Source organism: Larkinella harenae, assembly GCF_054780515.1.
The window spans coordinates 186,223-213,184 of sequence record NZ_BAAGWE010000006.1 but is presented as its reverse complement, the minus strand read 5'-3'; the positions used below and the strand labels follow the sequence as shown (position 1 = coordinate 213,184).

22 protein-coding genes are annotated in these 26,962 nt (G+C 51.9%); 13 read left to right on the top strand and 9 right to left on the bottom strand.

The features are described 5' to 3' along the window. Window positions 1-53: 53 nt before the first annotated feature. Window positions 54-899, bottom strand: a complete 846-nt coding sequence (locus ACYVH9_RS24525) for a sugar phosphate isomerase/epimerase family protein (RefSeq protein ID WP_460639062.1) — start codon at window positions 897-899, stop codon at window positions 54-56. Window positions 900-963: 64 nt separating this feature from the next. Then, window positions 964-1,293 carry a tetratricopeptide repeat protein gene (locus ACYVH9_RS24520; RefSeq protein ID WP_460639061.1) on the bottom strand — a complete coding sequence of 110 codons (330 nt, stop codon included), beginning with the start codon at window positions 1,291-1,293 and terminating at the stop codon, window positions 964-966. Between the two features lie 232 nt (window positions 1,294-1,525). Between ACYVH9_RS24520 and ACYVH9_RS24515 the strand changes: the two genes are divergently transcribed. From ACYVH9_RS24515 to ACYVH9_RS24495, 5 genes are all read left to right on the top strand, one after another. Continuing rightward, a complete protein-coding gene (locus ACYVH9_RS24515; protein ID WP_460639060.1) occupies window positions 1,526-2,263 on the top strand; it encodes an electron transfer flavoprotein subunit beta/FixA family protein in 738 nt (245 codons plus the stop codon). A gap of 110 nt (window positions 2,264-2,373) precedes the next feature. Then, window positions 2,374-3,336 carry an electron transfer flavoprotein subunit alpha/FixB family protein gene (locus ACYVH9_RS24510; protein ID WP_460639059.1) on the top strand — a complete coding sequence of 321 codons (963 nt, stop codon included), beginning with the start codon at window positions 2,374-2,376 and terminating at the stop codon, window positions 3,334-3,336. 112 nt (window positions 3,337-3,448) lie between these two features. Continuing rightward, window positions 3,449-4,048, top strand: coding sequence for a bifunctional nuclease family protein (locus tag ACYVH9_RS24505; protein WP_460639058.1), 600 nt, complete (start codon window positions 3,449-3,451; stop codon window positions 4,046-4,048). Between the two features lie 131 nt (window positions 4,049-4,179). After that, window positions 4,180-5,850, top strand: coding sequence for a glutamine--tRNA ligase/YqeY domain fusion protein (locus ACYVH9_RS24500; protein WP_460639205.1), 1,671 nt, complete (start codon window positions 4,180-4,182; stop codon window positions 5,848-5,850). A gap of 57 nt (window positions 5,851-5,907) precedes the next feature. After that, window positions 5,908-6,105 carry a hypothetical protein gene (locus ACYVH9_RS24495; RefSeq protein WP_460639057.1) on the top strand — a complete coding sequence of 66 codons (198 nt, stop codon included), beginning with the start codon at window positions 5,908-5,910 and terminating at the stop codon, window positions 6,103-6,105. An 80-nt stretch (window positions 6,106-6,185) separates the two neighbouring features. Here the strand turns inward: ACYVH9_RS24495 and ACYVH9_RS24490 are convergent, their stop codons facing one another. Beyond that, window positions 6,186-7,148, bottom strand: coding sequence for a YihY/virulence factor BrkB family protein (locus ACYVH9_RS24490; RefSeq protein WP_460639056.1), 963 nt, complete (start codon window positions 7,146-7,148; stop codon window positions 6,186-6,188). Between the two features lie 171 nt (window positions 7,149-7,319). Between ACYVH9_RS24490 and ACYVH9_RS24485 the strand changes: the two genes are divergently transcribed. Continuing rightward, window positions 7,320-7,790 carry a Dps family protein gene (locus tag ACYVH9_RS24485; protein ID WP_460639055.1) on the top strand — a complete coding sequence of 157 codons (471 nt, stop codon included), beginning with the start codon at window positions 7,320-7,322 and terminating at the stop codon, window positions 7,788-7,790. Window positions 7,791-8,016: 226 nt separating this feature from the next. Then, window positions 8,017-9,087: a hypothetical protein gene (locus tag ACYVH9_RS24480; protein WP_460639054.1), complete on the top strand. Its 1,071-nt coding sequence runs from the start codon at window positions 8,017-8,019 to the stop codon at window positions 9,085-9,087. A gap of 1 nt (window position 9,088) precedes the next feature. Here the strand turns inward: ACYVH9_RS24480 and ACYVH9_RS24475 are convergent, their stop codons facing one another. Continuing rightward, window positions 9,089-10,951: a CocE/NonD family hydrolase gene (locus tag ACYVH9_RS24475; RefSeq protein ID WP_460639053.1), complete on the bottom strand. Its 1,863-nt coding sequence runs from the start codon at window positions 10,949-10,951 to the stop codon at window positions 9,089-9,091. A 129-nt stretch (window positions 10,952-11,080) separates the two neighbouring features. Continuing rightward, complete coding sequence (locus ACYVH9_RS24470) at window positions 11,081-13,501, bottom strand: ABC transporter permease (RefSeq protein WP_460639052.1); 2,421 nt, start codon at window positions 13,499-13,501, stop codon at window positions 11,081-11,083. A gap of 188 nt (window positions 13,502-13,689) precedes the next feature. Here ACYVH9_RS24470 and ACYVH9_RS24465 point away from each other — a divergent pair, with 188 nt between their 5' ends. Next, window positions 13,690-14,613, top strand: a complete 924-nt coding sequence (locus tag ACYVH9_RS24465) for a serine hydrolase (protein WP_460639051.1) — start codon at window positions 13,690-13,692, stop codon at window positions 14,611-14,613. Between the two features lie 68 nt (window positions 14,614-14,681). Continuing rightward, window positions 14,682-15,917: a TlpA family protein disulfide reductase gene (locus ACYVH9_RS24460; RefSeq protein ID WP_460639050.1), complete on the top strand. Its 1,236-nt coding sequence runs from the start codon at window positions 14,682-14,684 to the stop codon at window positions 15,915-15,917. 4 nt (window positions 15,918-15,921) lie between these two features. Here ACYVH9_RS24460 and ACYVH9_RS24455 read toward each other — a convergent pair whose 3' ends face one another. From ACYVH9_RS24455 to ACYVH9_RS24440, 4 genes are all read right to left on the bottom strand, one after another. Beyond that, entirely contained in the window at window positions 15,922-16,773 is an 852-nt protein-coding gene (locus ACYVH9_RS24455) for a ThuA domain-containing protein (protein WP_460639049.1), read from the bottom strand. Between the two features lie 54 nt (window positions 16,774-16,827). After that, entirely contained in the window at window positions 16,828-17,997 is a 1,170-nt protein-coding gene (locus tag ACYVH9_RS24450; RefSeq protein WP_460639048.1) for a Gfo/Idh/MocA family protein, read from the bottom strand. Window positions 17,998-18,067: 70 nt separating this feature from the next. Then, entirely contained in the window at window positions 18,068-19,459 is a 1,392-nt protein-coding gene (locus tag ACYVH9_RS24445) for a putative oxidoreductase C-terminal domain-containing protein (RefSeq protein ID WP_460639047.1), read from the bottom strand. A gap of 25 nt (window positions 19,460-19,484) precedes the next feature. Continuing rightward, window positions 19,485-20,909 carry a Gfo/Idh/MocA family protein gene (locus ACYVH9_RS24440; protein ID WP_460639046.1) on the bottom strand — a complete coding sequence of 475 codons (1,425 nt, stop codon included), beginning with the start codon at window positions 20,907-20,909 and terminating at the stop codon, window positions 19,485-19,487. A gap of 297 nt (window positions 20,910-21,206) precedes the next feature. On the opposite strand from ACYVH9_RS24440, the gene ACYVH9_RS24435 reads away from it, so the two are divergent. The 4 genes from ACYVH9_RS24435 (at window position 21,207) to ACYVH9_RS24420 (ending at window position 26,957) form a co-directional block, all read left to right on the top strand. Beyond that, entirely contained in the window at window positions 21,207-21,416 is a 210-nt protein-coding gene (locus tag ACYVH9_RS24435; RefSeq protein WP_460639045.1) for a hypothetical protein, read from the top strand. Between the two features lie 126 nt (window positions 21,417-21,542). Then, a complete protein-coding gene (locus ACYVH9_RS24430; RefSeq protein WP_460639044.1) occupies window positions 21,543-22,115 on the top strand; it encodes an RNA polymerase sigma factor in 573 nt (190 codons plus the stop codon). Between the two features lie 82 nt (window positions 22,116-22,197). Then, entirely contained in the window at window positions 22,198-23,391 is a 1,194-nt protein-coding gene (locus ACYVH9_RS24425) for a FecR domain-containing protein (protein ID WP_460639043.1), read from the top strand. Between the two features lie 257 nt (window positions 23,392-23,648). After that, entirely contained in the window at window positions 23,649-26,957 is a 3,309-nt protein-coding gene (locus ACYVH9_RS24420; protein ID WP_460639042.1) for a TonB-dependent receptor, read from the top strand. Window positions 26,958-26,962 lie beyond the last annotated feature (5 nt).

Below are 26,962 nucleotides of genomic sequence, written 5' to 3'. Positions count from 1 at the left end.
TTCTCAACCAGCATTCCCCGATGCCTTATTTGCCGCCAGCGGTTTTATACCGCCTAAATTTTCTTCAGATACGCCAGGCTCTGCGGCACCTGTTGCTGAGCCGCGGGGCTTTCATCTTCGATGTAAAAATATTCAATATCGGTTTTTTGAGCTGCTTTCAACACCGCGGGAAGATTGATCTGACCGGTTCCTAACGCTACGTCGTTTTCCGGCGGTGTGCCTCCCGACATATTCCCTTCTACGCCTTTTTTCAAATCTTTCAGGTGCATCAGCTTAAACCGCTTCGGATACTTCGCCAGCAGTTTGGCCGGGTCCTGCCCGGGAAAATACACCCACAGAATGTCCATTTCGAAATTCACAAAATCCGGATTCGTCTCCTGCACGATGTAGTCAAACAGCGTCCCGTTGCCGTGGGGTTCAAATTCAAAACCGTGGTTGTGATACACAAATTGCAACCCCTGGTCTTTCAACTGTTTGCCGATCTGGTTGAAATCGCTGATGGTTTTCTTAGCCGCATCCAGCGTGTATTTTCCTTCGTGCGGAATCCACGCCAGTCGGACATACTTGGCCCCCAGCGTTTTCGCATTCTGCACCACCATATCCATCTTCTTAGTCAGGTCGTCGTAATTAACACCGTGGCTTGTACACCGCATTCCGCGTTTATCGAGTTCCGTGCGAATTTCGGCGGCCGTTTTGCCAAACAGGCTGGAAAATTCCATATTCGTAATTCCCATCGACTTGATTTTGTCGAGGGTTCCGGGAATGTCTTTGGCAAATTCATTGCGCATGGTGTACGACACCATACCGGGGGTATCCTTCAACGTTTTGCTAAATCGCTGGCCATAGGAAGCCACAGTCAGGAAATAGCCCAAAAAGGTCAACAGAATGTATTTTTTCATAGTGCACGGAAAGTTTACATTAATAAGGACGAAATCGGCCGGGCCTACTGCCAGCCCACTGCTTTCACCAATCGTCGTCATCATCCTGAAAGGCCTGGTATGCCCGGCTTAGTTCCTGTACGGCTTTTTCATTGTTTTGCAACCGGGCCAGCTCGATCCCCCGTTGGTAGACTTCCTCGGCTTTCTCACCCCGCTCCAGTTCGGCATAGATCGCTGCCGCATGGTAATAACTGGGCAGATAGGCCGGATGTTGTTCCAGGAGTTTTTCCAGATATTGCAGTGCCTGTTCGGGCTTTTCATCCCGGTATTCCATTGCCAGCGCGTAAACATTGAACGGATCGTCGGGTTGTTCTTCTATATACTGACGGAGTAATTCAATACGGTTTTCGTTCATCAACGTATGCTTTTTCAGTTTACGATTTACGGTTTTCAGTTTGCGGTTGCGACTCCGGTATCCAGTGCAGAGGCCAATCGCTGAAGTTCCCCAAAACCGGGAACTATGAAACGAAAACGAGAAGCTTTATACCTAAATTTCATTGCCTATAACCAAAAATTAGTATGCTTGCATACATTAATTTCCGGCAAGTTTGTATTTTTGCCTCTATTATATCTAAACCATAAACAATATGAAAATTTTAGTATGCGTTACCAGCGTACCAGACACGACTACCAAAATTACGCTCACGGACAACAATACCAAACTCAATAAAACCGGGGTGCAGTTTATCACCGGCCCTTACGACGACTATGCCCTTTCGCGGGCGGTTGAGCTGAAAGAGCAGTCGGGCGGAACCGTCACGGTTCTGAACGTGGGGGGTGCTGACGCCGAGCCGGTGATTCGGAAGTGCCTGGCTGTAGGTGCCGATGACGCCATCCGGGTCAATGCCGAGCCCACCGACGCTTATTTCGTTGCCGAACAAATTGCGGCCCTTGCGAAAGAAAATCAATACGACCTTATTTTGATGGGTCGCGAATCGATCGATTACAACGGTGGTCAGGTCCACGGCATTGTGGGCGAAATGCTCGGACTGCCTTCCATTTCACCGGTCATGAAGCTGGACATTGCAGGTAACACTGCCAAAATCACGCGGGAGATTGAGGGCGGTCACGAGGAGCTGGAGGCTAGCCTGCCCCTTATTTTGGGTTGTCAGGAACCCATCGCCGAGTGGAAAATTCCGAACATGCGCGGCATCATGAGCGCCCGGACCAAACCGCTGAAGGTGGTCGAACCAACCGGCAGCGATACGCTCACGCAAGTGGCCGGCTACGAACTCCCGCCCGCCCGCAGTGCCTGCAAGATGATCCCCGCTGAAGAGGCCGAAACCCTGATCAAACTGCTGCGTACCGAAGCGAAAGTGATTTAATAACCGGTTAACGATTTAGGCTTTTTAGCTTATGCCGGGCCGTCGTTATGGTGGCTGACGCATATAGCCACCGAATACGGTAAACCGAAAACCTATAAACAGGAAACCCTATGTCAGTATTAATTTTTGCCGAACTGGACGAAGGAGCGCTGAAGAAGTCGTCGCTCGAAGCAATATATTATGGCTCGAAAGTAGCCGAGCAAACCGGCACCACCGCCACCGCCATCGTACTGGGTGAGGCCCAGGCCGACGAGCTGGCCAAGGCCGGACGGTTTGGGGCCACCAAAGTGCTGCACGCCAGCGATTCCAAATTGAACGCGGCCAATGCCCTGGCCTACGCCAGTGTGGTCGCCGAAGCCGTCAATCAGGAAGGTGCCGATGTCATCGTGCTGGCGAAATCCTCCCTGGCCGATTCGATGGCCGCCCGGCTGGCCGGAAAACTCAAAGCCGGTTTGGCCGCCAACGTGATTGAGCTCCCCGAGGTTTCGAACGGTTTTAGGGTGAAGCGTAGCATTTTCACCGGGAAGGCCTTTGCCGTGACGGAGCTGACCGCTGAGAAAAAAATCCTGGCAATCAAGAAAAACACGATTACGCCCGAAGAAACCGACGCCAGCGCAACTGTAGAAGCATTTTCGACCGGATTGAACGAAAGTGATTTTACGGTAAAAGTAACCAACGTGGAAAAAGCCACCGGCGATGTTCTGCTGCCGGAAGCTGACCTGGTTGTCTCGGCTGGACGGGGTTTGAAAGGACCGGAAAACTGGGGTATCGTCGAAGATCTGGCGAAAGCTCTGCACGCGGCAACGGCCTGCTCCAAACCCGTTTCGGATCTAGACTGGCGTCCTCACCACGAGCACGTTGGGCAAACCGGCATCAAAATCAGCCCAAATCTTTACATTGCCTGCGGCATCTCCGGCGCCATTCAACACCTGGCGGGTGTGAACTCATCAAAGGTCATCGTCGTTATCAATAAAGACCCTGAGGCACCGTTTTTTAAATCCGCGGACTACGGCATTGTCGGCGATGTGTTCGACGTGCTACCCCGGCTTACTAAAGCGGTGAAAGAGCTATAATTTGAGAAATTTGGGGGTTTTTAGACAACGGTTTTTGGATTTTTTAGTTAGTAATGAAAAATCTCCTAAAGCCGCGACTCTTTAAACTCCCAAACTCTATTAACTTTGCGCCGTGGAGAAGATCAGACTTGAAATCTTAGGCTTATCGCCCAGCCAATCACAATCCGGTTCGTTTGCACTGGTGTTGGGCGAAGAATACGGTAACCGCCGGTTACCCATTATCATCGGTATGTTTGAAGCTCAGGCCATTGCCATTGAGATTGAGAAGATTGTACCCAATCGCCCGATGACCCACGATCTTTTCAAATCGTTTGCCGACAAATTTGGTTTTACCGTCCGCGAAATTGTCATTTCCGATTTGCGGGAAGGTATTTTCTTTGCCCGGATTGTTTGCACTGACGGAACGCGGGAAACCGTGGTCGACGCCCGTCCATCCGACGCCATCGCCATCGGTATCCGGTTCAACGTTCAGATTTACACCTACGAATCCATTCTTTCCGAAGCCGGTATCACCGCCAGCGCCACCGACGAAGCCGAAGAGCAACAGGAAGAGCTGGTTCCCCAGCCAACGTCACGGTCCTCACGGTCCTTGAGCGAGCAACTGAAAGACATGACCTACGACGAACTCCAGCAATCGCTGGATGAAGCCCTGAAAAAGGAGGAATACGAAAAAGCCGCCAAAATTCGGGACGAAATGAGCCGTCGTAATTAATTCTGCTTTCTTTCTGTTGTCAAAGCTAACCGAAGGCCGTAATTTCGCGCCTTTACAACCTGTCATGCGGTATGTCTGAAATACCCAATAATCCTGATATTCGCTCCAACGAATCGGAACCTCGGAACGGTATGGCCGCCGATCGGCCGCTGAATTTTATTGAGCAATTTGTCGAAGACGATCTGGCCAACGGCAAAAACGGTGGTCGCGTGCATACGCGCTTTCCGCCCGAACCGAACGGGTATCTGCACATTGGTCACGCCAAATCCATCTGCCTGAATTTTGGACTGGCCGATAAATACGGCGGAAAAACCAACCTTCGTTTCGACGATACCAACCCTGTTACCGAAGATACTGAATACGTTGACTCCATCAAGGCGGATGTGCGTTGGCTGGGTTTTGAGTGGGAAAACGAATTTTACGCGTCCGATTATTTTGATCAACTATATGAATTTGCCGAAAAGCTGATTCGCAAGGAGCTGGCTTACGTCGATGACTCGACGGCGGAAGAAATTGCCGCCCAGAAAGGAACACCGACTGAACCGGGCACCGAAAGCCCTTACCGGTCGCGCTCCGTAGACGAAAACCTGGACTTGTTCCGGCGAATGAAAGCTGGCGAATTTCCCGATGGTGCGAAGGTGCTGCGGGCCAAAATTGACATGGCCGCTCCGAATATGCACTTCCGGGATCCGATCATGTACCGGATTAAACACGCCCATCACCACCGTACCGGCGACAAATGGTGCATTTATCCGATGTACGATTTTGCCCACGGTCAATCGGATTCCATCGAACAAATCACGCATTCGCTCTGTACGCTGGAATTTGAAGTACACCGGCCCGTTTACGACTGGTATATTGAGAAGCTGGAAATTTTCCCGTCCCGGCAAATCGAGTTTGCCCGGCTGAACCTGACGTATACCGTCATGAGCAAGCGGAAACTTCTGCAACTGGTCAATGAAGGTCACGTACGCGGTTGGGACGATCCACGGATGCCAACCATTGCCGGAATCCGTCGGCGCGGCTATACGCCGGCCAGCATCCGGGAGTTTGCCGACCGAATTGGAATCGCCAAACGCGACAACCTCATTGATGTGGGGCTGCTGGAATTCTGCATTCGTGAAGAGCTCAATAAAACAACTGCCCGGGTGATGGCGGTTGTCGACGAAAAACCGATCAAGGTGGTTCTGACGAACTACCCGGAAGGGCAAGTCGACGAAGTTTCCATTGAAAACAATCCCGAAGATCCCGACAGTGGCTACCGGAATGTACCGTTTTCGCGGGAGCTTTACATTGAGCGGGATGATTTCATGGAGAATCCGCCCAAGAAGTACTTCCGGCTTTCGCCCGGCGGCATGGTTCGGCTAAAAGGTGCGTATATTATAAAATGCGAGGAAGTGGTCCGAGACAATGCCGGTGAACTGATTGAACTGCGGTGTACGTATATTCCCGAGAGCCGCAGCGGTTCGGACACATCGGGGATCAACGTGAAAGGCACCATTCACTGGGTTTCGGTAGCGCATGCTGTCGAAGCCGAAGTTCGGTTGTATGACCGGTTGTTGACCAGCGAAGATCCGTCGTCGGAAGACCGCGATTTCAAGGAATTTATCAATCCAAAATCACTCGAGATCGTGCGGGCTTACGTTGAACCGACGCTAAAATCCGCGAAAACCGGTGACCGCTTCCAGTTTATTCGTAAAGGGTATTTCTGCGTTGATTCCGATTCGACGGACGACCAACTGGTTTTCAACCGTACGGTAACGCTCAAAGATACCTGGGCGAAAGAACAGAAGAAATCATAACACCATTTGCGGCATTCAATTGCAAATTAATACAACAGGTACTTAAACCAACGTCCAATGGCATCCCAGGAAAGCTTACTGAAAGACGCAGCCGAAGTCATTGATAAACGCCTTCCGCTCTCGCATAAGGAGAAACTGAATGTTTCGGCCAGCGATGACGCTCAAACCCTGACCATTGACGGGCTGAACGACGAAGAGCAGGAAGTGGTGAAAGAAATTCTGCGCAAGGAATACGGTTACAAAGGGTTGAAGTAAAACCGCGATAACGCTTTTGCGAATACTAATAAAAGCGTCAGTACGAGCCTGTACTGACGCTTTTATCTTTTTTGATTTGGTCAATTGACGGTTTCGGCTTTCTGCTGCGGAGGTATCGCCCGTACCTCTTTTTCTTTTTCCTGCTGTTCGACGTAGACCGCATAATCAGCGGGTTCAATTCTGATGCCGTAATGCTCCGCGTACACCCGGGTAAACTCCGCTCCGAAGTACAAAATAGCCGCTGTATAATAAATCCAGACCAGAATCACGATGAGCGAACCGGCTGCCCCATACGTTGATCCGGCACTGGTAGTTTCGATGTAAAGCCCAATCAAATACCGTCCAATCATGAACAGGACGGCGGTGAAGATCGCACCCCAGCGAATATCCACCCAGGCAATTTTAGCGTCGGGTAACACTTTGAAGATGACTCCAAAAAGCACAGTAATCACGCCAATACTGATGGCAAAGTTGAGGATTTCGGCAAAAATAACCGCAACGTCCGGCAGGAAACGCATCAGCGTATCACTCAATGCCAAAATCAACCCGTTTATGATTAATGACACCACCAGCAAAAAGCCCAGGCTTACAATCAGTGAAGACGACAAGAGCCGATCTTTCAGAATTTTGACCCAACCGCGTTTGGGCTTGGCTTTGACGCGCCAGATCATATTGATGGAGTCCTGGATCTCGATAAAAATGCTGGTTGCCCCAAGAATCAGGGTTACAATCCCCGTGATGAGGGCCACATTTGTTTTTCCGGAAAGCTCCACGCTTTTAATCATTTCCTGAATCTGCGCGGCCGCCTGATTGCCTACCAACCCGTTCAACTGGCCAAACACTTGGCCCCGAATGGCTTCTTCTCCATAAAAGATACTCGTAATCGAAATGATCAGCACCAGCAAGGGGGCCAGCGCAAAAATCGTGTAGTAAGCCAGAGCTGCACTTAGCTTCAGCCCCCGGTCATCCATAAAACCGTTGAATGCTCCTACAAGCAGGGTCTTCGTATCGTTAAAGATTTTTTTTGCCTTCGACTGTCCCATAACGTTAGTGATGAAGTTATAACTACCCGGCTTATTTATAATTAGTTAAAACGTAAACTAGATACCTAGGCCGTTGTTTGGCTTTTTGAGGTAAACAAACCGCTTTAGCAATGGTTTTTAATGGAAGCAAGGATTTAGAAAAAGTCATTTTAACCTTAAGTATCACACAACATGAAACTCAACATTGGTCTTGATCAAGACACGCTCAAACAAGTCAATGAGCTCTTAAATGCCTTACTGGCGGATCAACACGTTTTATACATCAAAACCCGGAAGTACCACTGGAACGTTGCGGGGCCGAGCTTTCTGGAATACCACGAGTTTTTTGAGAGTCAGTACAAGCAACTCGAAGCCGCCATTGATGAAGTAGCCGAACGAATTCGGACGCTGGGTGGCCGGCCAGTTTCGACGATGGAAGACTTTCTAAAACTGACCAGCCTGAAAGAAGACAAGAGCGCGGAAATTAAAACCCCCGATATGTTCCAGCGCCTGCTGGATGACCACGAGCAAACCATTCGCGAACTGCGCGAAGACGTGAGTAAGTGCGAGGAACTAGAGGATGCTGGTACCGCCGACTTCCTGACCGGTTTGATGGAAGCCCACGAAAAAATGGCGTGGATGTTGCGGAAGTATTTATCCTGATCACCAGGCCAACCCCCGGACCAACTGAAATCCGGGGGTTGTTTTTGTTGCCCGGTTTAGAGATCCTGCTATTCTGCGGCTCGACCCGCCCAGCCTCATTATTGAATCCTTACCGTTGCCTTAAACACATTGCCGTTTCCTAATAATTCCGGATGTGCGACCGGGAAATGAACTAGTATTGAGTCAATAAAGTATGACTTGGTATTACTTTAAGCCCCTCACCGTCATGCGGAATCATCTTATTCGCTTCACTTTCGTTGTTCTGACGCTGGCTGTTGTACGTTGTCAGATCAACCCTCACCCGCTTTCAAAAGAGCCGCTGACTATCTGGCTCGTGGGCCAGGATGAAAAAATGCTATTGCTCGATGCCAAGGCCGAGGAAACCGTTCCACCGACGCCCGTTCGGAAAGACGAGAAAGGTATTTATTACGGATCGCGTCTGGTGCTTACCGAAAAGCAGGTCGGTTTCCTGCAACAGGCCAAGAACCCAGCCATTGTTCGGCTTGTGTACGATGAAAAAAAGCAGTTTCTGGGCGGAGAAGCCTATCCCATTCCTTTGAAACAACAGCGCAGCCGAATCGATCTACCCGGTGAGCAATTGATCCCGGTCGGAACGTTTCAAATTACTTATCAGGTGCTGGACTATCCAATTTCTCTCCCCTCGGCCATTCCTTTGCGTGCACGCGATCCACAGCAATATCCCTGGAGTCCGTATGCTTCCCAGATTGCCCGGGTGTCCAAGTTCATGCATTGCTACCTGACTTTTGATATACCTTGTTCACTGGAACGCTGCCTCCGCTATCCACCCGAATTCAATTTTGAGAGCCTCGAAATCCTGGCCAATGCCGGAACAACCGTCATCAAAACACTTACGTCCGCCGATTGTGCCATCAACCTGGCCGCATCGCAGGCACTCCTCACCACCGGGCCAACGGCAACGTTCAGGGTCAGAGCCAACATCAAACGACTCCATGCCGCCCCGGCGGGTTCTGCCCCGATTTATTCGCTCCGGTATTCCAATTCTTCACTTCCCTCCCGACTCGAAGCGTCTCATTGGGTAACCGGCGATTTTTCAAGTCTGGCCAGTCTGGCGGTTGGCTCCGTTCAGCCAATTGAATTCCAGCTTAGCTGGGTTCTCCCGGCGGGAATCGGCCCGAAAGATTTTTTTATCGTCAACAACGCCACATTCGACGCGATTCTGGCCAAAGGCGGCTGCACCACGCCCAGCACTATGCAGTACTACGCCGAAGATCAGTTCCGATTCAACCTGAATGGGGCAGGTGGTGGCTGCCTGTAAGTTACTCTATGACCCGAACTTTCAGGAAGCTGCCGCCGTGTACGCGGTGCGTGGCTTTCTGGAAGTCCGATTCATTGGCGTTGTGAATGTTCGGTACGTACTTCTGCGGATTGCGGTCGAAAAGCGGAAACATCGTACTTTGAACCTGCACCATGATGCGATGCCCTTTTTTAAACGTGTGTAGAATGTCGATGAGTTCGTAGTTGACACCCGTAACTTCACCCGGTTTGAACGGCTTGGGCTTCGAGATATCCTCCCGGAACCGTCCCCGAAAACCGTCGTGTCGGATGAGTTGTTGAAAACCGCTCATTTTCTCGTCTTTTGCCGTGTTGGGATTATCTTTCGCATCGCCGGGATAAACGTCAATGAGCTTCACGATCCAGTCGGCGTCGGTCCCAGTGGTCGATACTTTCAGATTCACCAGCAGATTTCCGGCCAGCGTCACATCTTTGTCCAAAACATCCGTCTCGAACGTCAACACATCGGGCCGCCGAGCCGCAAACCGTTGGTCTTCCACCATGTAATCGCGGTTCATATCGAGTGAAATGGTTTCGGAGAAGGGTACCGGTTTTGCCGGATCCGACACGTATTCACTGAAACCGGTATTTTTTGCGGGGGCATCAAACGCCAATTTTCCCCCAGGAACCAAATACAGGTTTTTCTCCACTGCAGCTTTGGGCGGCCAGGCATCAAAGTTTCGCCATTGATTGGTCCCGGTTTCAAACACCTGCGCTTCTGAAAACTTCGCGTCTCCTTCCCCTTTCAGGAAGTAGGCGAAAAACTTGCGCTCAATATTTTCCTGAAAATACGGTCCAGTCTGTTTACCAAAATTGACGCTCCCCAACTGATCACCAGCATCATTCCACCCGCCGTGCGTCCAGGGGCCAGCCACCAAAATGTTATAAATGCCCGGGTTCTGCTTCTCAATAGCCGCGTAGGTTTTGAAAATACCGTGCAGATCCTCAGCATCGTACCACCCGCCAACCACCATCACCGCGTGTTTAATCCCTTTCAGGTGCGGCAAAATGTTTCGGGCCTGCCAGAACTGATCGTAATTCGGGTGCTCTAGGTTCCCGTTCCAGTAAGGGTCTTTCCCGCCGTACAGCCCGGGTTTCTGCGAATTTTTCATGGGGCCCAGCTTCAGAAAAAAATCGTAACCATCCTCAGTCCCGTAATTGAACTCCGTTTTCGACGGTTCCTGGGTTGGTTTGCCGTCCGTTCGATTGGTAAAATACGGGTAGAAGTTGAAATTGTGCGGAATTAGAAAAACGCCATTATGGTAGCTGTCGTCGCGCCAGAGGTCAGCCATCGGGGCTTGCGGTGAGGAGGCCACCAGCGCCGGATGGCCACTCAATGCGCCGACTGATGCGTAAAAACCGGGATAACTGATGCCCCACTGGCCTACTTTACCGGTATTGCCCGGTACATTTTTGATAAGCCAGTCCACCGTGTCGTAGGTATCCGTGCTCTCGTCCACATCGGTTTTCGATTTCTTGATCACCTGGGGTGTCATTTCCTGAAAAACGCCCTCGCTCATCCAGCGCCCGCGAACATCCTGGTAAACGATGATGTATTTGTCCCGCATGATCACCTCCGACGGCCCCAACCGCCGGGCCGGGAAGTTGTCTTTGCCGTATGGGCGGCAGGAATAGGGCGTCCGTTGCATCAGAATGGGATATTTCTTATCTGCCGACGCATCTTTCGGAATGTAAACGGCGGTAAACAGTTTGATGCCGTCGCGCATCGGAATCTGGTACTCGAATTTGTTGTAGTTTTCCTTGATAAACGGGTTTGCCACCGGCGTTTGGGCGACGGTTCTGACGGAAATCGCCAGCACACAAAAGAGTAGAAACGGTACTTTCATGATAGTTTATGCAAACTGTATTTCTATATTCTGAACACTGATACTCTAAAAATCTGACCCCGTCTGGGCGACCCCGTCTGGGCGACCCCGTCTTCAAGATCTGTCAGATTTAAAAGACTTGTCCTTTCGCTATTCGTTTTGCAGTGATTTTGTGGGATTGACCAAAGCAGCTTTAACCGTCAGGTAACTGATGGTGGCCAGGGCAATCACCAATAATATTAACAGGGGTACCAGCCAGTGAATGGGACTCAACTCAATGCGAAAAGCGTAGCTGCTCAGCCACTCCCGCATTAGGTACCCCGAAACCGGAAGGGCCAGTGCTGCCGCCAGCAGCAGCAACCGGAGCGAATCCCAGGCCAACAGGATCAGGATGGCATTGACCGACGCGCCTAAGGCTTTCCGGACGCCAATTTCTTTCGTGCGTCGGGCGGTGTTGTACGCAGTCATTCCAAAAAGACCCATGCAGGCAATCAGAATAGCCACCGACGAAAACAGCAGAAACGCGCGGCCCAACTGCCGATCCTGCTGGTACTGCTGATTGAAAAAGTCGTCGAGAAAAAAGTAATCCATTGACGATTCCGGAAAAAACCGAGCCCAGACGGTTTTTACGTTACCAACTAATCCGTCGATCTGATCGGTACTGATTTTCAAAGAATAAAAGTCGGTCGGGAGCCAACGCAGGGCCGGGTCCATGCTCATGATGACGGGGGTAAACCCTTTTTCCAGCGACTGCTGGTGATAATCCTTTACCACGCCGATGATCTCATGCGGATGGTCGTGGGTGGTTTCCAGCAGAACTTTCTCCCCAATCGCCTGTTCGCCGGATGTAAAACCAAATTGCTTCACCGCCGATTCGTTCAACACCAGCCCCAGCGAATCCGCCGGACGGTTGCGGTCGAATGGGCGTCCGGCCACCAGTTTCAGATCGTACGTTTTGATAAAGTCGAAATCGACCATCAGCGTTTCGTACAGGCGGTCGCTCTCCGGCCCTTCGTGCAAGCGCCGGTTTGCCAGATTCTGCCCTACCTCTTTGCCCGGTACCGCCCCCGATCCTGTCACTTCCACAATGCCGGGAATAGCTTTAAGCTCGTTTTTCAGGGTCTGGGTCTTTTGCTCATATTGATCGGTTTTAACGGGTGCTTTCAACACCAGCACCTGATCAATCCGAACGCCCAAGTCCTGATTCATCATGTATGACAATTGCCGCCAGGCCACAAAGGTGCCCACCATCAACACCATAGAGGCCGTAAATTGAACAACAACCAGACTTTTACGCAACACTGCGGCCCGGCCCGAAAACCGATACTGGCCTTTCAAGGCGAGTGCTGGTTTCACCTGCGACAACACCAGAGCCGGATAAAAACCGGCCACCGCAATGCCGATCAGAAAAATCAGCAGAAATAAACCAGCCTCTCCAGCCGTCAGGCCATCAAAGGCGGACAATTGAATACCCAGAAAAGAGGGCAGCAGCCAACCCGCCAGCGCTACCAGCACCAACGCCAGTATCAGGGCAAAACCGTTTAGCAGCAGAGACTCAAACAAAAACTGAAACACGAGCAATGCCTTGTGCGAACCGACGGCTTTCCGAACACCAATTTCCCGGGCCCGATCCATGGCGCGGGCGGTTGATAAGTTGCTGTAATTAACCCAGCCGATAATTAAAATAATGAAGGCAATTGCCGACAGAAACTGCATCGCCCGCCAGTTTCCTTTTCTTTCCTGTTCGTGTTGGATCGCCGGTTTCAGGTGAATGTCGTGCAGGGGAACCAGATCGATATGCCATTCGAGATCGCGCATGGTTTCGACCGTTTTGTACTTTTCCGACAAAGTCGGAAATTTAGCCACTACCTTTACCGGGTCGGCCTGCGGACGAAGCCGAACAAAGGAATAACTTTCGTGCTGATACCACGTATCCCAGGTCCAGCGGGCGGCCGTTGTCCAGGATAATAACATGCTGAACTGCATCGTCGAATTGGCGGGCAAGTCAGCAAACACCCCCGTTACCTGGCACCGCAATGAGGTACTGATTGTACTGATTTCCAGGTATTTTCCGATGGGGTCCGCCGGGCCAAAATACCGCCGGGCCGCTGATTCGGAAATAACAACGGTATTGGGATCATTCAGAAACGAACGGCGATCGCCTTTTACTACCGGATACCCAAAAAACGTAAAGAAATTCGAGTCGGCGAAACAGACATTCTCTTCCCGAAATTTGGTGGTTTCGTACCGAACCACCCGCGTCGAACCCCGCCAGGCAATTCGGGTGTATGCTTTAATCTCTGGGAAAGCCTGCTGCATAGCCGGAGCGTAGCCGTTGCTGCTGGTCGCCCAGTGATTCGTTTGGTTTCCGTTTTTGTAAAACTGGCTTTCAACCCGGTAAATCCGTTCACCATCGGGGTGAATTTTGTCAAAACTCTGCTCAAAACGAACGTAGCCCGCAATGAGCAGAAAAGCCGCCATGCCGAAGGCTAGTCCGGTAACTACAATACCGGTGTATATTTTGTTACGGACAATCGTCCGAAAAACGATCGTTGCAAAATGTTGAAGCATCAGAAGAGGAGTCTGGGTAAGTCGTTGTTCTCGTAAAATACAAATTAAACGATATAAAATAGGGCAGAACAGCCAATCAACGTGTTTTTTCGCTTTCCAGTGAATCAATACTCATAAAATGCGTATTTTGTCAACCTGCCAATGCCAACCGGTTGTGCAGCTATCGATACTCCTGAATTCATTCACTTATGTCATTTGTCTACCCATTCAATCGCCAGTGGCGTATTTTTTCTTTCTTCCTCCTCTTCAGCCTCACGGCCTTCGGGCAGTCGAAACCCGGTTTGGATAAACCCGGTTTGGATAAACTGCGAAAAAATGTGGAGCGCGAACTCGCGAAACAACCCGGGCGGTTTGCCGTGGCGTTTCGGGATTTAAGTTCGGGAAAAGAGCTATTCATTCAGGAGCGTGAGGTTTTTCATGCGGCCAGTACCATGAAAACGCCAGTGATGCTGGAAGTGTACAAACAAGCCGCCGAAAAACGGTTTGCGCTCTCCGATTCCATCGTGATCAAGAATGAATTCAAGAGCATTGCCGACGGCAGCCCGTACAGCCTCCGGGCTACGGACGATAGCGATACGCTGATTTACAAGAAGATTGGCACAAAAGCTCCCTTGTACAAGCTGATGTACGACATGATTATTTACAGCAGCAACCTGGCCACCAACATCATCATTGATCTGGTCGATGCCCGGAAAGTAACCCAAACCCTGCGCGATATGGGCATCAACACCATGACCGTGCTGCGGGGCGTGGAAGACACCAAAGCATTTCAGAAGGGCCTCAGCAACACCACTACGGCCTACGACGCGATGCTTTTACTGGAGAAAATCGCCAGGGGCCAGGCCGTCAGCCCGGAAGCCTCAGAAGCTATGATTAAGGTATTGCTCGATCAGCACTTCAATTCTGTCCTCCCCGCTCGTTTGCCCAAAGATGTGAAAGTGGCCCACAAAACTGGTTCATTTGCCGGGGTTCGTCACGATGCCGGGATTGTCTTCCTGCCCGATGGCCGTAAGTACGTGCTGGTGCTGCTTTCCAAAGATATCAAGGATGATGCCGCCGTGGTCAGTATGCTGGCCAATGTATCGGGCCTGATTTACGAATACATCCACTAATTCAAGAACCCAGTCATGGCCCTTTGATGAAGCTGGAACAATATTTGCTTGTCGATCCAATAATCATCATGAAGAAAGCTATCCAATCCCTACTGCTGCTGGTGTTCCTGGTAGCGAAAACGGTCGCGCAGGATTTCTACCAGGGTCCCACGCCCGAAACCGTATTTACAGCTGCCCCCGAGCAGGCTTTTTTGAAGGAATTCAACGAGAAATTTAAAGAGAATTTCGACGTGAAGACCCAGTATGCGAAGGCTCAGGCGACGAATGTGGACGGTTGGGAAATGAACCTGTTTACGGCCCGACAGGCGCAGCAAACCTTTTACAAAGACTATCCGCAGGCTAGTCAGCTTTCCGAACACTTTAAAAAATACGTTGAAGCGACCATCCGCTGGAATTACTGGCACCTGCTCATGGCGTGGCCCATCGTACGCGCCAACACCCAGGCCAGCCAGCAAACCGTTCCTTCCCTGCCCAGCATCATGCTCGAAGGTTTTGATGAGTCGAAGGTCAACGACGAAACGGCCCTGATAACCGAACCGTACCGGAATTTTTTATTCTATTACGTCACGTATTTTAATTCCAAAGCCCGAAACTTTGCGAAGTATACCCCCACCGATGCCCATAAAATGCTGCCCGAGAAAGCCGGATACGCCCGAATGCACCTCAGCGGAAAACCGTATCAATACACCCTGACCCGGTTGCTGCTCGAAAACTGCGAAAAAGCCGTTCCGTCGTCGGTTCGTGACGTGATGGCCATGCTTACGGCAACGCCCAATCCAACGGCTTACGCAGACCTGGTGCGGGCGCGCTGTGGCGAAGTGCTGGCCCGCAAGGATGAGCCGAAACCGGAAGCGGCTCCGAAGAAAAAACCGGTCAACCCCAACGTTTTTTCGTTTGTTGACCAGCAAGGCGAAACCGTTACGCTCGATGACTACAAAGGGAAGGTGGTGTACCTCGACATCTGGGCCAGCTGGTGCGGCCCGTGCATTGGCGAAATACCCCATTCTAAAAAACTCCACGAACGGTTTAGCAAGAAACAGTTGGAAAAGGTGGTATTTCTGTATGTATCCATCGACGATTCGGACGCAAACTGGAAGAATGCCATGCAAAAACACCAGCTACCCGGCGACCAGGGCTGGTCGAAGGGCGGCTGGCGCTCGCGAATTGTGCAGTATTTCGGAGTTCAAAGTATTCCGAGGTACATCCTGATCGACAAGAAGGGCAACATGGCCGACCTGAACGCCAAACGGCCCAGTTCAGCCGATGCCATCTACCAGGACATTCTGAAACTATTGGAAGACTAACGGGTTAATTATCCCGCAAGGGCGTGTCACGCGAGGTTGCGTAGGCTTTCCTGAAGTCGATGGTTTTGACCTGGCTGGCTACGTAACGGATGCCCTGAAAAATGTGTTTCATGAACAACGGCTCGGAATAGTCTTTCTTATCGTGTCCCAGCGTCGTCATCCAGGTATAACCTCCGTCAAAATTATAGTACCAGGTTGCCGGATAAAGCTGCGTAAACGTGCCGCCAAACATCTTCACCTTTTCCGGCTCATCGGATTGCAGGGAAGTCAGGTCGTGCGCCATGATAACCGTCGGTCCCGGTGACATTTCCTTGGTAAAATAAAACTCGTCTTCCTTTTCCCACACCTTCGGAATTCCCTGCATCGACGGGTGTTTGGTGTCGATCACAACGGTTTTGAACTTCTGGAATTTCGGGTGCCAGGCAAATGTTCCGCCAATCATCCGTTTGAACCACGTCCAGTTGCGTTCGGTCCCCGTTACCGAGTGAATGCCCACAAAACCGCCCCCCGCTTCAATGTACCGCCGAAACGAAAGCCGCTGCGTATCCGTATCAAACACATCATTGTTGGTGCTGGGGAAAACTACCAGCGTATATTGCTTCAGATTATCTTCCGTAAAAACCGTTGGCTGATCCGACACATCCACTTTAAAACCGTGCTGCTGCCCCAGCCGCTGAATGCTCTTGGCCGCAAACGGTATGTTTTCGTGAACGTACCCTTTCCCGTTTTTCGTGTACACCAATACCTTAACCGTTTTCCAGTTGACCGGAGCCGTTTTCGGAGCCTGACTCAAACCAACGGTATGTATTAATCCTACCAGAAAAATAGCCGACAGGAACGAAGCAATGTGATTCATGAATGGTTGTCTAAGTGAAACATGAAAATTCTATTTGTGGGCAAGCTTAAACTGCTACGTTTTCCAGGCAGCATTCTGTGCTTGCTTCTGGGCTTTCAAAGCCAGTTCGGTGACCAGGAAGCAGTGCGCCTGGGTCATCGCCGTTTCGGTCCGGTTCAGAATGTCATCCACGAGCTGGGTGCCATACGGCGTAACGACCTTGCTGCAATCAATGTATTTCGTCTCTTTATTATCGACCAAAATCAGGTGATTTCCGCCATCCCGTCCGGCAATATCGACGTTTTTCCGCAGTTCTATAAACCCTTCTGTACCCAAAATGGTCAGGCGACCATCACCCCAGGATTGCAAGCCGTCGGGCGTAAACCAGTCTACCCGAACGTAGCCCGTGCCGCCATTGCCGCGCACCATCGCATCGCCAAAGTCCTCGAATTTTGGATACTGAGGATGGTTGGTGTTACCGACCTGCGAGGCAACGACTTCGGCCTGCGTCGAATTGGTGAAGAACAAAAACTGGTCGAACTGATGCGTGCCGATGTCGCAGATGATGCCACCGAACCGTTTCTTGTCAAAAAACCATTCGGGCCGCGTTTTTTCGTTCATTCGGTGTGGACCTAACCCAATGGTTTGAATCACTTTACCAATGGCACCGGCCTTGACCAGCTCACCCGCCTTGGTAGTTGCCTTGTTTTCAAAGCGTTCGGAGTACATGATCGAGTAAATCCGCTTGGTTTCTTTCTGCACCTTGCGCACTTCGGCCAGTTGCTCGAGCGTTGTAATGCCGGGTTTGTCGGCCATAAAGTCTTTCCCGGCTTTCATGACCCGGATGCCAAGCGGTGCCCGCTCGTCGGGAATTGCGGCACTAACCACCAGTTGGATCGAGCTATCGTCCAGAATTTCTTTCTCGCTTTTGGCCAGTTTCGCGTCCGGAAACCGTTTGGTAAACGCAGCGGCCAGGTCCGGTTCTTTCGCGTAAAACGAAACCAGTTGGCCACCCCCGCGAATGACGGCTTCGACCTGGCCGTAGATGTGTCCGTGGTTTAGACCAATCGCGGAAAACCGGATGCGGGGTGCCCCCACCCAACCCCGGTCGATGGCGGTTTGGGTGGGCAAAATGGCCGGAGCTGCGATGATCTCTCCCGGCAAAACGGACAGTCCGGCTAATCCGGCGGCTGTAGCCACGGATTCTTTGATAAAGCGACGGCGATTGGCTTGTGATCTGCTCATACGATGTGTTCACGGACGAAATCCGTGCCTTTTGAATGTCTTCAGGTGTTTTGTTTTTTACACGCCCGGCTTAGCGACCTTTGCTTTGTTTCGCCAATTCCAGCGCCTGCGTCGTCGTGTAGTACTTGGCAATCATGTTCGGCACTTCCCATGCGGGCAACGCGCCCGCTCTCAGGTACTCGAGGTATTTCTCCGCAACCCGGCCAAAATGCGCTTCGTGTCCTTCCTTGTATTTTTCCGGAATGACAACCTCCCAGCCTGTGGCGATTTTCTTCACCTCAACGCCCGGAAACTCTTTCTGGATTGCCGGCAAAACCGTCTGGATTCCGGCCGTCAGGTCCGTTTTTTTATCAACCGATTCGATGTAAAGCGTGGGTTTGTATTGTTGCTCCGCGCCCTGCCGGATGATCAGGTTGGCTTTGGTGCCGCGCATGATCGAATAGTGCGTGTCGCCGGTTCCTTCCGGTGCTTTGTACGCCCAGATCACAGACACTTTGGCGTGAACGCCTTTGAGCTGGTAGTTTATTTCACCGTTGCTGTACACCCGCAAAACACTGTCTTTCACGACGTCCTTTTTCAGGTATTCCGGAAAAGCACTTTGTTTGGTAATGGCCGTAAACTGGCTCAGTGTCATATCCGTAGTCCAGCGCCGGGCCGACGTCAGGCTGATATCTTTCTGATAATCCAGGGTTTGCTCCGGAAAGCATTCCCACTGCACCAGGTCCACCAGGTGCGTCGTCACATCGACAATTCCCTCCCCCTGCTGCGCAACGTCCATGAACCAGGCCGGACGAGTCAGAATGCTGCCTGATACGTTTTTATAAAAATGGTGAATACTTTCTTTGGTCACCGCCGGGTTGTCGGGCGTGCCTTTTTCCAGCAAGCCAAACAATGCCACCTGCTGCGAAAACGCCCGTTGCAGCATCGTCGTAATTTCGTAGCGCTCGGTCATGATGTCATACAACAGCACCTTGTTCTTTTCGGCCGTCGAAAAGGCGTCTTTTAACTGGTCAAAATTAGCCGCACTGATGGCCATGGGCTTATCCGCCAGCACGTTGAACCCCGCCGAAACCGTCTTCTGAATGTAGTCGGTTTTTAGCTGGTTGTTGCCCGCCATCACCACCACGTTGCCTGCTTTGGTCGACGCCCGGTCGGTGAGCATTTTTTCCAGGAAATCAGTGCCCAGGTACACGTCCTCGTGCCAGCGCGTCGGATTGTCGGCCCGGCTGTTGTATCCCTTAATTTTTTCCAGGTGAAGCTGCACATCCGGTCCATCCGGTGCATACACATGAACGGTCGAGTCAACGCCGTCAAACATGGTTTTCTGCACCAGAGCCGCGTGAAAATGGCCGGGGTCCAGCGTAATCAGATGAATCATATCATCCTTTTTTTGGTCAGACGACTGACAGGCGGAGAAAAAGGCCGCCAACAACAGGCCGCCCGCAACGGTAGATACTTTCATTCGAAATAGTTTAGTAAAAAGCGAATCAACGGGGTTTGGTTGATGCCACCGCCTGAATGGCGTATGGCGCACGTTGTGAACGCGACAAAAGCTGGTTGGCTTCGGCGTCATTTTTAAATTGTTCTGTGTTAGGGTCCCAATACAATTTCCGGTCTAATTTCATGGCGGCATGGTGCAGCAGACAAGCTGAACAGGAACGGTGACCGACCTCCGCCGGCGCAATCGGCTCTTTCCGGCTTACAATGCTTTCCAGCCAGTTGCCGTGGTGTTCCTTGCTGACGGGCAAATGAATTTCGTTCGGCCCAATCACCGATTCGATGATCTTCGGGTCGCTCGCATCCAGCGCTTTAGCGGCCCGTTGCTTGGCAACCGGATCGCTGGCGGTTACGGCGGCATCGCCCCGCGACACAAAAATCCAGCCTTCCGTGCCCTCAAATTTAATACCATTGGGCAATTCATTGCTCACAATCATGTGGACCCCGTTTTCATACATGGCCTCGGTCCGGAAAATACCGTGCACGTTCCACAGGCCACTTTTCGGAAAATCCGCTTTTCCCCAAATCTCGGTGGGCCCCGTGTACTCGGTGTTCATGGCCCAATGGGCACAGTCGATGTGGTGCGACCCCCAGCCGGTGATCATCCCCGCGCCAAACTGCTCGCACCGCAGCCAGCCGGGTCGGTCGTAATCCGCTTGCGGATGAACCCGCTTTTCCGTGTAATATACTTCCGGCGTCGTGCCGAGCCACATATCGTAGTTCAGGTTTTTCGGAATCGGCATTTCAGCTTCTTCATCGCCCGATGGGTCGCCCGGCAAACCGACGTAAACGGTTTTCAGCTGCCCGATTCGGCCATTACGGACCAGTTCAGCCGCGTACCGAAACTGGTGCGACGACCGCTGCTGGCTACCGACCTGCATGATCCGCCCTGTCCGTTTTACAGCATCGGCCATCAACCGCCCTTCCGAAATGGTGAGCGAAGCGGGCTTCTGCATATAAACATCCTTGCCCGCTTCCACGGAATGTACCACCATGGGCGCATGCCAGTGATCGGGCGTACTGATGATTACGGCATCAATGTCTTTGTTGGCCAGCAATTCGCGGTAATCTCCGTACACTTTTACCCCATCGTATGACTCTTTCCCGGTCTTCTTGGCATAAACCCCGTTTACGAGTTTTTTTCCATCCTCCGCCCGTTTGCTGTCAACGTCACAGACGGCCATGATCAGGGCATTGTCGTACCGCCAGACACCCGGCATGTCGTGCCCCCGCGAAATCCGGCCGACACCGATAGCCCCCACATTGATGCGGTTGCTGGGCGCGTTTTTCCCGAATACAGACGCCGGTACAATGGTGGGAAAACCGCTGATGAGGGCCGTTGATGCCAGCGTTCCTTTGGTGGCCAGATCGAGAAATTTCCGACGCGTGACTAGGGTATTTTTTTCGGTTTTCATAGCGACTAGCAGGATTTGAAGAAGTTTTTCAGACGTGTACTTGCCTTTTCGTACTCATTTACTCAAATACTCCTTTCTATAAGTTCGTACGAGCTAATTTTTACTATTCCTTTTTCATAAACCAGGATGTATTTTGCAAACTCCGTCTTTCCTGTTTTGCCCTACCTGCCTATCTGGTGGTTGGACGAACGATTCACCCGCTTGATCCCTTGTTTCTTCCGCTTAACCGATTTTCGTTCCGTTAAAACCGTCTTCCATTCTACCTTCGCCTTTTCCAACAACCACACGATTTGCCTGATGAACAAGTATTTAAAAATTATCCCATCGGCCTTCGGGCTTAGTTTGGGGCTCTGCTGGATCATTGCTTCCGGTGGAGCCAGCCACAAAACCCCCGATACGCACAGAACGCTGGCCCGAACCACCCAAAACCGTCCATCCCTCCCCAATACGGCATCACTCGCCGTCCGCGATACCGTATTAGTGCCTAAACCGCTACCCAATCCCTGACGAAACGGGCATATGGATTTTCGGTAGACTCCGCCACCCGCCATTTTCCTACGCCCAATCCCGGTTTTGAGGTGCGCTTGTTGCTGGATGTAACTTATCGTTATATTTACCTGATTAATGGTGAGTATGACATCCTTTCAACAGCTTAGCGACCATGAACTGATGCACCTCGTTGCCGAAGGTGACAAGGCCGCTTTTGCTGCTCTGTATGACCGTTACAAGGGCGTTCTCTACCTGCACGCGTATCGGATGCTGGACAACGGCGATGATGCCAACGACATTTTACAGGAACTATTCACCACCCTTTGGCTCCGGCGCAAAGAGCTAGTGTTCACCGGCTCGGTCTCTGCTTATCTTTACCAATCGGTTCGCAACCGGGTGCTGGACGTGATTGCCCACCAGAAAGTAACCGCAAAGTACATCGACTCGTTGAATCAGTTTATCGAAACCGATGAGTACAGCACTGACCAGCAGGTCCGCGAACAGGAACTCAGCCAGCTTATTGAACAGGAAGTGGCGCGGCTACCGGCTAAAATGCGGGAAATATTTGAGCTAAGCCGCATCAACCAGCTTTCTTACAAAGAAATTGCGGAAGCGCTGAATATCTCCGACAAAACCGTCAAAAAGCAGGTCAACAACGCCCTCCGGATTCTACGGCAAAAAATTGATCTGATCATTCTTTATTTCCCCTTTACCTGATTTTAAAAAATATTTTTTGCCCGTCTACTACCACCGGTGTGTTTGTCCGTCTTACGACTACTTACGCGGCAACGGGAATACGATGGAACAAAATCAAGCTGAAAAACTAATTCAAAAATACAAGGCAGGAACGCTGACTCCGGAAGAACGGGCGCTGCTGGAAAGCTGGTACCATTCCGTAGCCCGCACCAAAGCCCTGGAGGCTCTTCCCGACGATCTGGAAGATCGGCTGGATGCCATTTGGGACGCCTTGCCGGTTCACCAGACCGCGCCAGAAAAAAGGTTGCCAACCACCCGGCCTTTCAGAATAGGGTGGGTGGCGGCAGCCGCAACGGTCCTGATGGTCTGCTCCCTGGCTCTTTACTGGTTTTACAAACCGGAAGTTCGTCAACCCATTGCCCACGTGAATCCAATCAGCCGGGACATTGCCCCCGGTGATAATCGGGCGCTGCTGACGCTGGCCGACGGGTCAACAATTGTGCTAAACGACGCCCGGACCGGCGAGCTGGCCCGCCAGGGCGACGCCACCATTCGTAAACCTCAGGAAGGGCAGATTGTGTTTGCCCCCCAGTTGTCTTCCGTACCATCCAGCCGAACAGCCCCGACCCGGTACAATGTGCTCTCAACGCCCCGGGCCGGGCAATACCAGATCAAATTACCCGATGGCACCACGGTCTGGTTGAATGCCGTTTCGACGCTCCGGTTCCCGACGGCCTTCTCGTCCACCGAGCGCCGGGTCGAGGTAACGGGCGAAGCCTATTTTGCCGTGACCCCGCAACTCCGCAACGGCAAAAAAATACCGTTCAGGGTGGTAGCTGGCCGGCAGACCATTGAAGTGCTGGGCACCGAGTTCAACATCAACAGTTACCCCGACGAAGCGTTCGTCCGAACGACCTTGCTGGAAGGAAGCGTTCAGGTTCGGGTGGCCGACAATGCGGCCTCAGACGTTGTCCTGCGCCCGGGGCAACAGGCCCGGCTAGCCCATCCCTCCCAACCTGCCAGTTCGTCTTCACTGGTTGTGCAAGAGGTAGATACCGAGGGCGTTATTTCCTGGAAAAACGGTTATTTCCGGTTTGAGCAGGCGAATCTGCCGGAGCTCATGCGGCAAATTGCCCGCTGGTACGATGTGGAAGTGGAATTTGAAGGCACACCGCGTGAGCGGGAATTTGTGGGACAGATTGAACGGAGGGCAAACCTGTCGAAAGTCCTGAAAATTCTGGAGCTGGGCGGTGTGCGTTTCCGGGTAGAAGGCAAGAAAATCATTGTAACCGAGTAACAACCCTAGACCCATAACAAATTGCCTATGAACCAATAAGCCTATACATCCCTCCTCCCCCTGACGCAAAAAACCGTCCCGGATGCGACCCGGAACGGCTTAGCGTACAGGATCTCCATCGTTCCGCCGAAGCGGTAACGATGCCATTGCTCGTTGCAAAACAATCCAAACCCTGAACTCCCAAAAATATGCAAATATTTTTAGCCGGGAAAGCTACGTATATACCAAAGCGTTCCTTTACCAGAATTATTCTGCTCATGAAACTGACGTTTCTGCTATTCACTGTTGCCTGTCTTCACGTTTCGGCAGCCGGTTATTCCCAAAACCTGGCCCTGTCGCTCAAAGACGTACCGTTAACAACGGTATTCCGGGCCATCGAACAGCAGAGTGATTACCGCTTTTTCTACGATAACAAAGCCCTCAAAAAGACCAGAAAAGTTTCCGTAGAATTCCGGAACGCTACCGTAACCGCGATCCTGAACCAAGTCATGAAAGAGCAGTCCCTGAGCTATACCCTCGTGGATAACATCATCGTGGTGAAAGAGGAGAAAGGCTCGAAATTACCACCCGCCAAACCAGCCGAAAAAACCGTGGCCACGCCCCCCGCTCCTCCTCCGCCAGTGCGAATCAGCGGCAACGTCATCGACGAAAAGGGTGAAGCGCTGCCCGGCGTAACGGTTTTAGTGAAAGGCACAACCCAGGGAACCACCACCAACGAACAGGGTAATTTTGAACTAAACGTGCTTGACAATAACGTTACGCTGGTTTTTTCTTTCGTTGGCTACATTCCTCAGGAGATCCAGCTTGACCGACAAACCCGGTTGAGCATCACCCTACGGGTTGATGATAAATCCCTGGAAGAAGTGGTTGTGGTTGGGTACGGCACGCAGGCCCGGGCCACGCTGACCGGCTCGGTGGTGACGGCCAAAGGGGAAGAACTGAAACAAAATCCGGGCGTCAATTTATCGAATTCGCTGGCAGGTCGCCTGCCGGGTATCATTGCCAATACCCGCTCCGGTTTGCCGGGTTCCGGAGCCACGTTGCTGATTCGGGGCCAAAGCACGCTGGGGAACAACAACCCGCTGATTGTCATCGACGGTGTCTGGGGCCGGGGCGGCTTTGAACAAATCAACCCCAACGATGTGGAAAGTATTTCAGTTCTGAAAGATGCTTCGGCGGCTATTTACGGAGCTCAGGCCGCCAACGGCGTCATTCTGATTACCACCAAGCGGGGTACTTCCGGAAAGCCGGTGATCAGCTACACCGTCAATCAGGGCATTTCGCAGCCTACCCGGCTGGCTAAAATGGCGAACTCGGCCACCTACGCCGAATACATGAATGAACTGCTCAACTCTCAGGGCCAACCCAACCGCTTTACCCCCGAAGACCTTGAGAAGTTTCGCAACGGCAGCGATCCGGTCAACTACCCCAACACCAACTGGCAGCAGGCGGCTTTGAAAAAATTTGGTCTGCAAACCCAGCACAACCTCTCCGTCCGGGGCGGCAGCGACGAGGTGAAATACTACGTTTCCGGCAGCTACGCCAACCAGAATGGAATCCTCAAAAACAGCAACATTGACTTTCAGAACCTGGTGATTCGCTCCAATGTCGACGCCAACCTGAACAAATACATCCGGGTCAGTCTGGATTTTTCGGCCAATCACCGAACAACGGTGTATCCGTCGATGGGCGTTTCGTCCATTTTCCACACCATCTGGCGCAACTACCCGTTTTTGCCCGTTTACCACCCGAATGGTTTACCAGCACCCGGAATTGAGCGGGGCGAAAATCCGTTGGTCATGGCTTCGGATGCCGCCGGTTACGACAATCGGAAAAACAATATTTACCAGACGATGGCTTCCTTCGAGGTAAAAATTCCCTGGTTGGAAGGATTGGCCGCCGATGGTTTTGTGGCCCACGACCGAACCTTTTCTCCCACCAAACTTTTCCAGATTCCGTGGAAAATCTACGACTACGATGCCCAGAAAAACTCGTATACGCAACGCCTGGGCGGATCGGTCAGTCAGCCGACACTGCGCGAAAGCTTTGAAACCTCCACCCGCACAACCGTCAACCTGCGGGCAAAATACGACCGTTCGTGGGGCAAGCACAACCTGAACACGTTTGTTGCTTTCGAGCAGACCGAAGTAGTTGGCAACAGTTTCTGGGCCTTTCGCCGGAATTACCTGAGCAGCGCCATCGACCAGTTGTACGCGGGCGGGGTAGCCGACAAAGACAACTCGGGTACGGCCTACGAAACGGCCCGCCGGAACTTCTTCGGTCGGGTGAATTACAACTACAGCGAAAAATACCTCATCGACTTCAACTTCCGCTACGACGGTTCCCAGAACTTTCCGGTGGGCAAACGGTACGGTTTTTTCCCGGGTGTATCGGTCGGCTGGCGGCTGTCCGAGGAGCCCTTTATCAAAGACCGTCTGACGTTCATCGACAACCTGAAACTCCGGGCTTCCATCGGAAAAATGGGGAATGATCAGGTGGATGCCTTCCAATACCTGTCTACCTACACCTTCGGCGACGGTTTTTACTTCGCCGATCCGGTGACGCAGCTCAACCGCGGCCTGACACCCAACCCCAACATTACCTGGGAGGTGGCCCGCACCACCAACCTGGGGCTGGAAGCCCTCTTCTGGAAAGGCCTGCTGGGCATCGAACTGGACGTTTTCAACACCCGCCGGAATAACATCCTGACGGCCCGGAACGCGTCCGTACCGGCCTATACCGGCCTGAACCTGCCCAATGAAAACATCGGGATCGTGGAAAATAAAGGGTTCGAGTTGCAGCTGACCCACGCCAACCGGAGTGGTAAGTTTGCTTACCGACTCGGCGGTAACATCTCCTTTGCCCGCAACCGCATCATTGACATCGATGAACCGATGAACCAGCAACCCTGGCAGATGCGCACCGGCTACCCCATGGGCACCAGTCTGTATTACGATGCCATCGGTATTTACCGCTCGCAGGAAGAAATTAACAATTCGGCTCACCCGGTGGGGACACGCGTCGGTGATCTGCGCTACCGGGATGTCAACGACGACGGGGTGATCGACGCCAAAGACCGCATCCGGACTGAGTTTACCAACATTCCCCAGCTCACGTACGGGTTTACGGCCAGTGCCAGTTACAAAAAAGCCAGTATCAGCATCCTGCTCCAGGGGCAGGGACGCGCCAACCAGTACATTTTTCTGCAATCGGGTTTGCAGGGAAATACATTGCAGGAAATGGCCGACAACCGCTACCGGCCCGAAAATCCCAATTCGACCTACCCGATTTTGCCCACCTACGATGCCGAAGTCAGCGGTTACCGTTCGACGTTCTGGCTGCGGGATGCCAGTTTCGTGCGCCTGAAAACCGTGGAACTGGGTTACGATCTATCACCCGAGTTTCTGGCTAAACTGAAAATTCGCAACCTGCGTGTCTACCTCAACGGTTCCAACCTCTTTACCTGGGACAAACTAAAGTATTTCGACCCGGAAGGCAACAGCGAAACCGGCGGCTTCTACCCGCAGGAGCGTATTTATAACCTGGGCCTTAACCTCACTTTCTAAGCCAT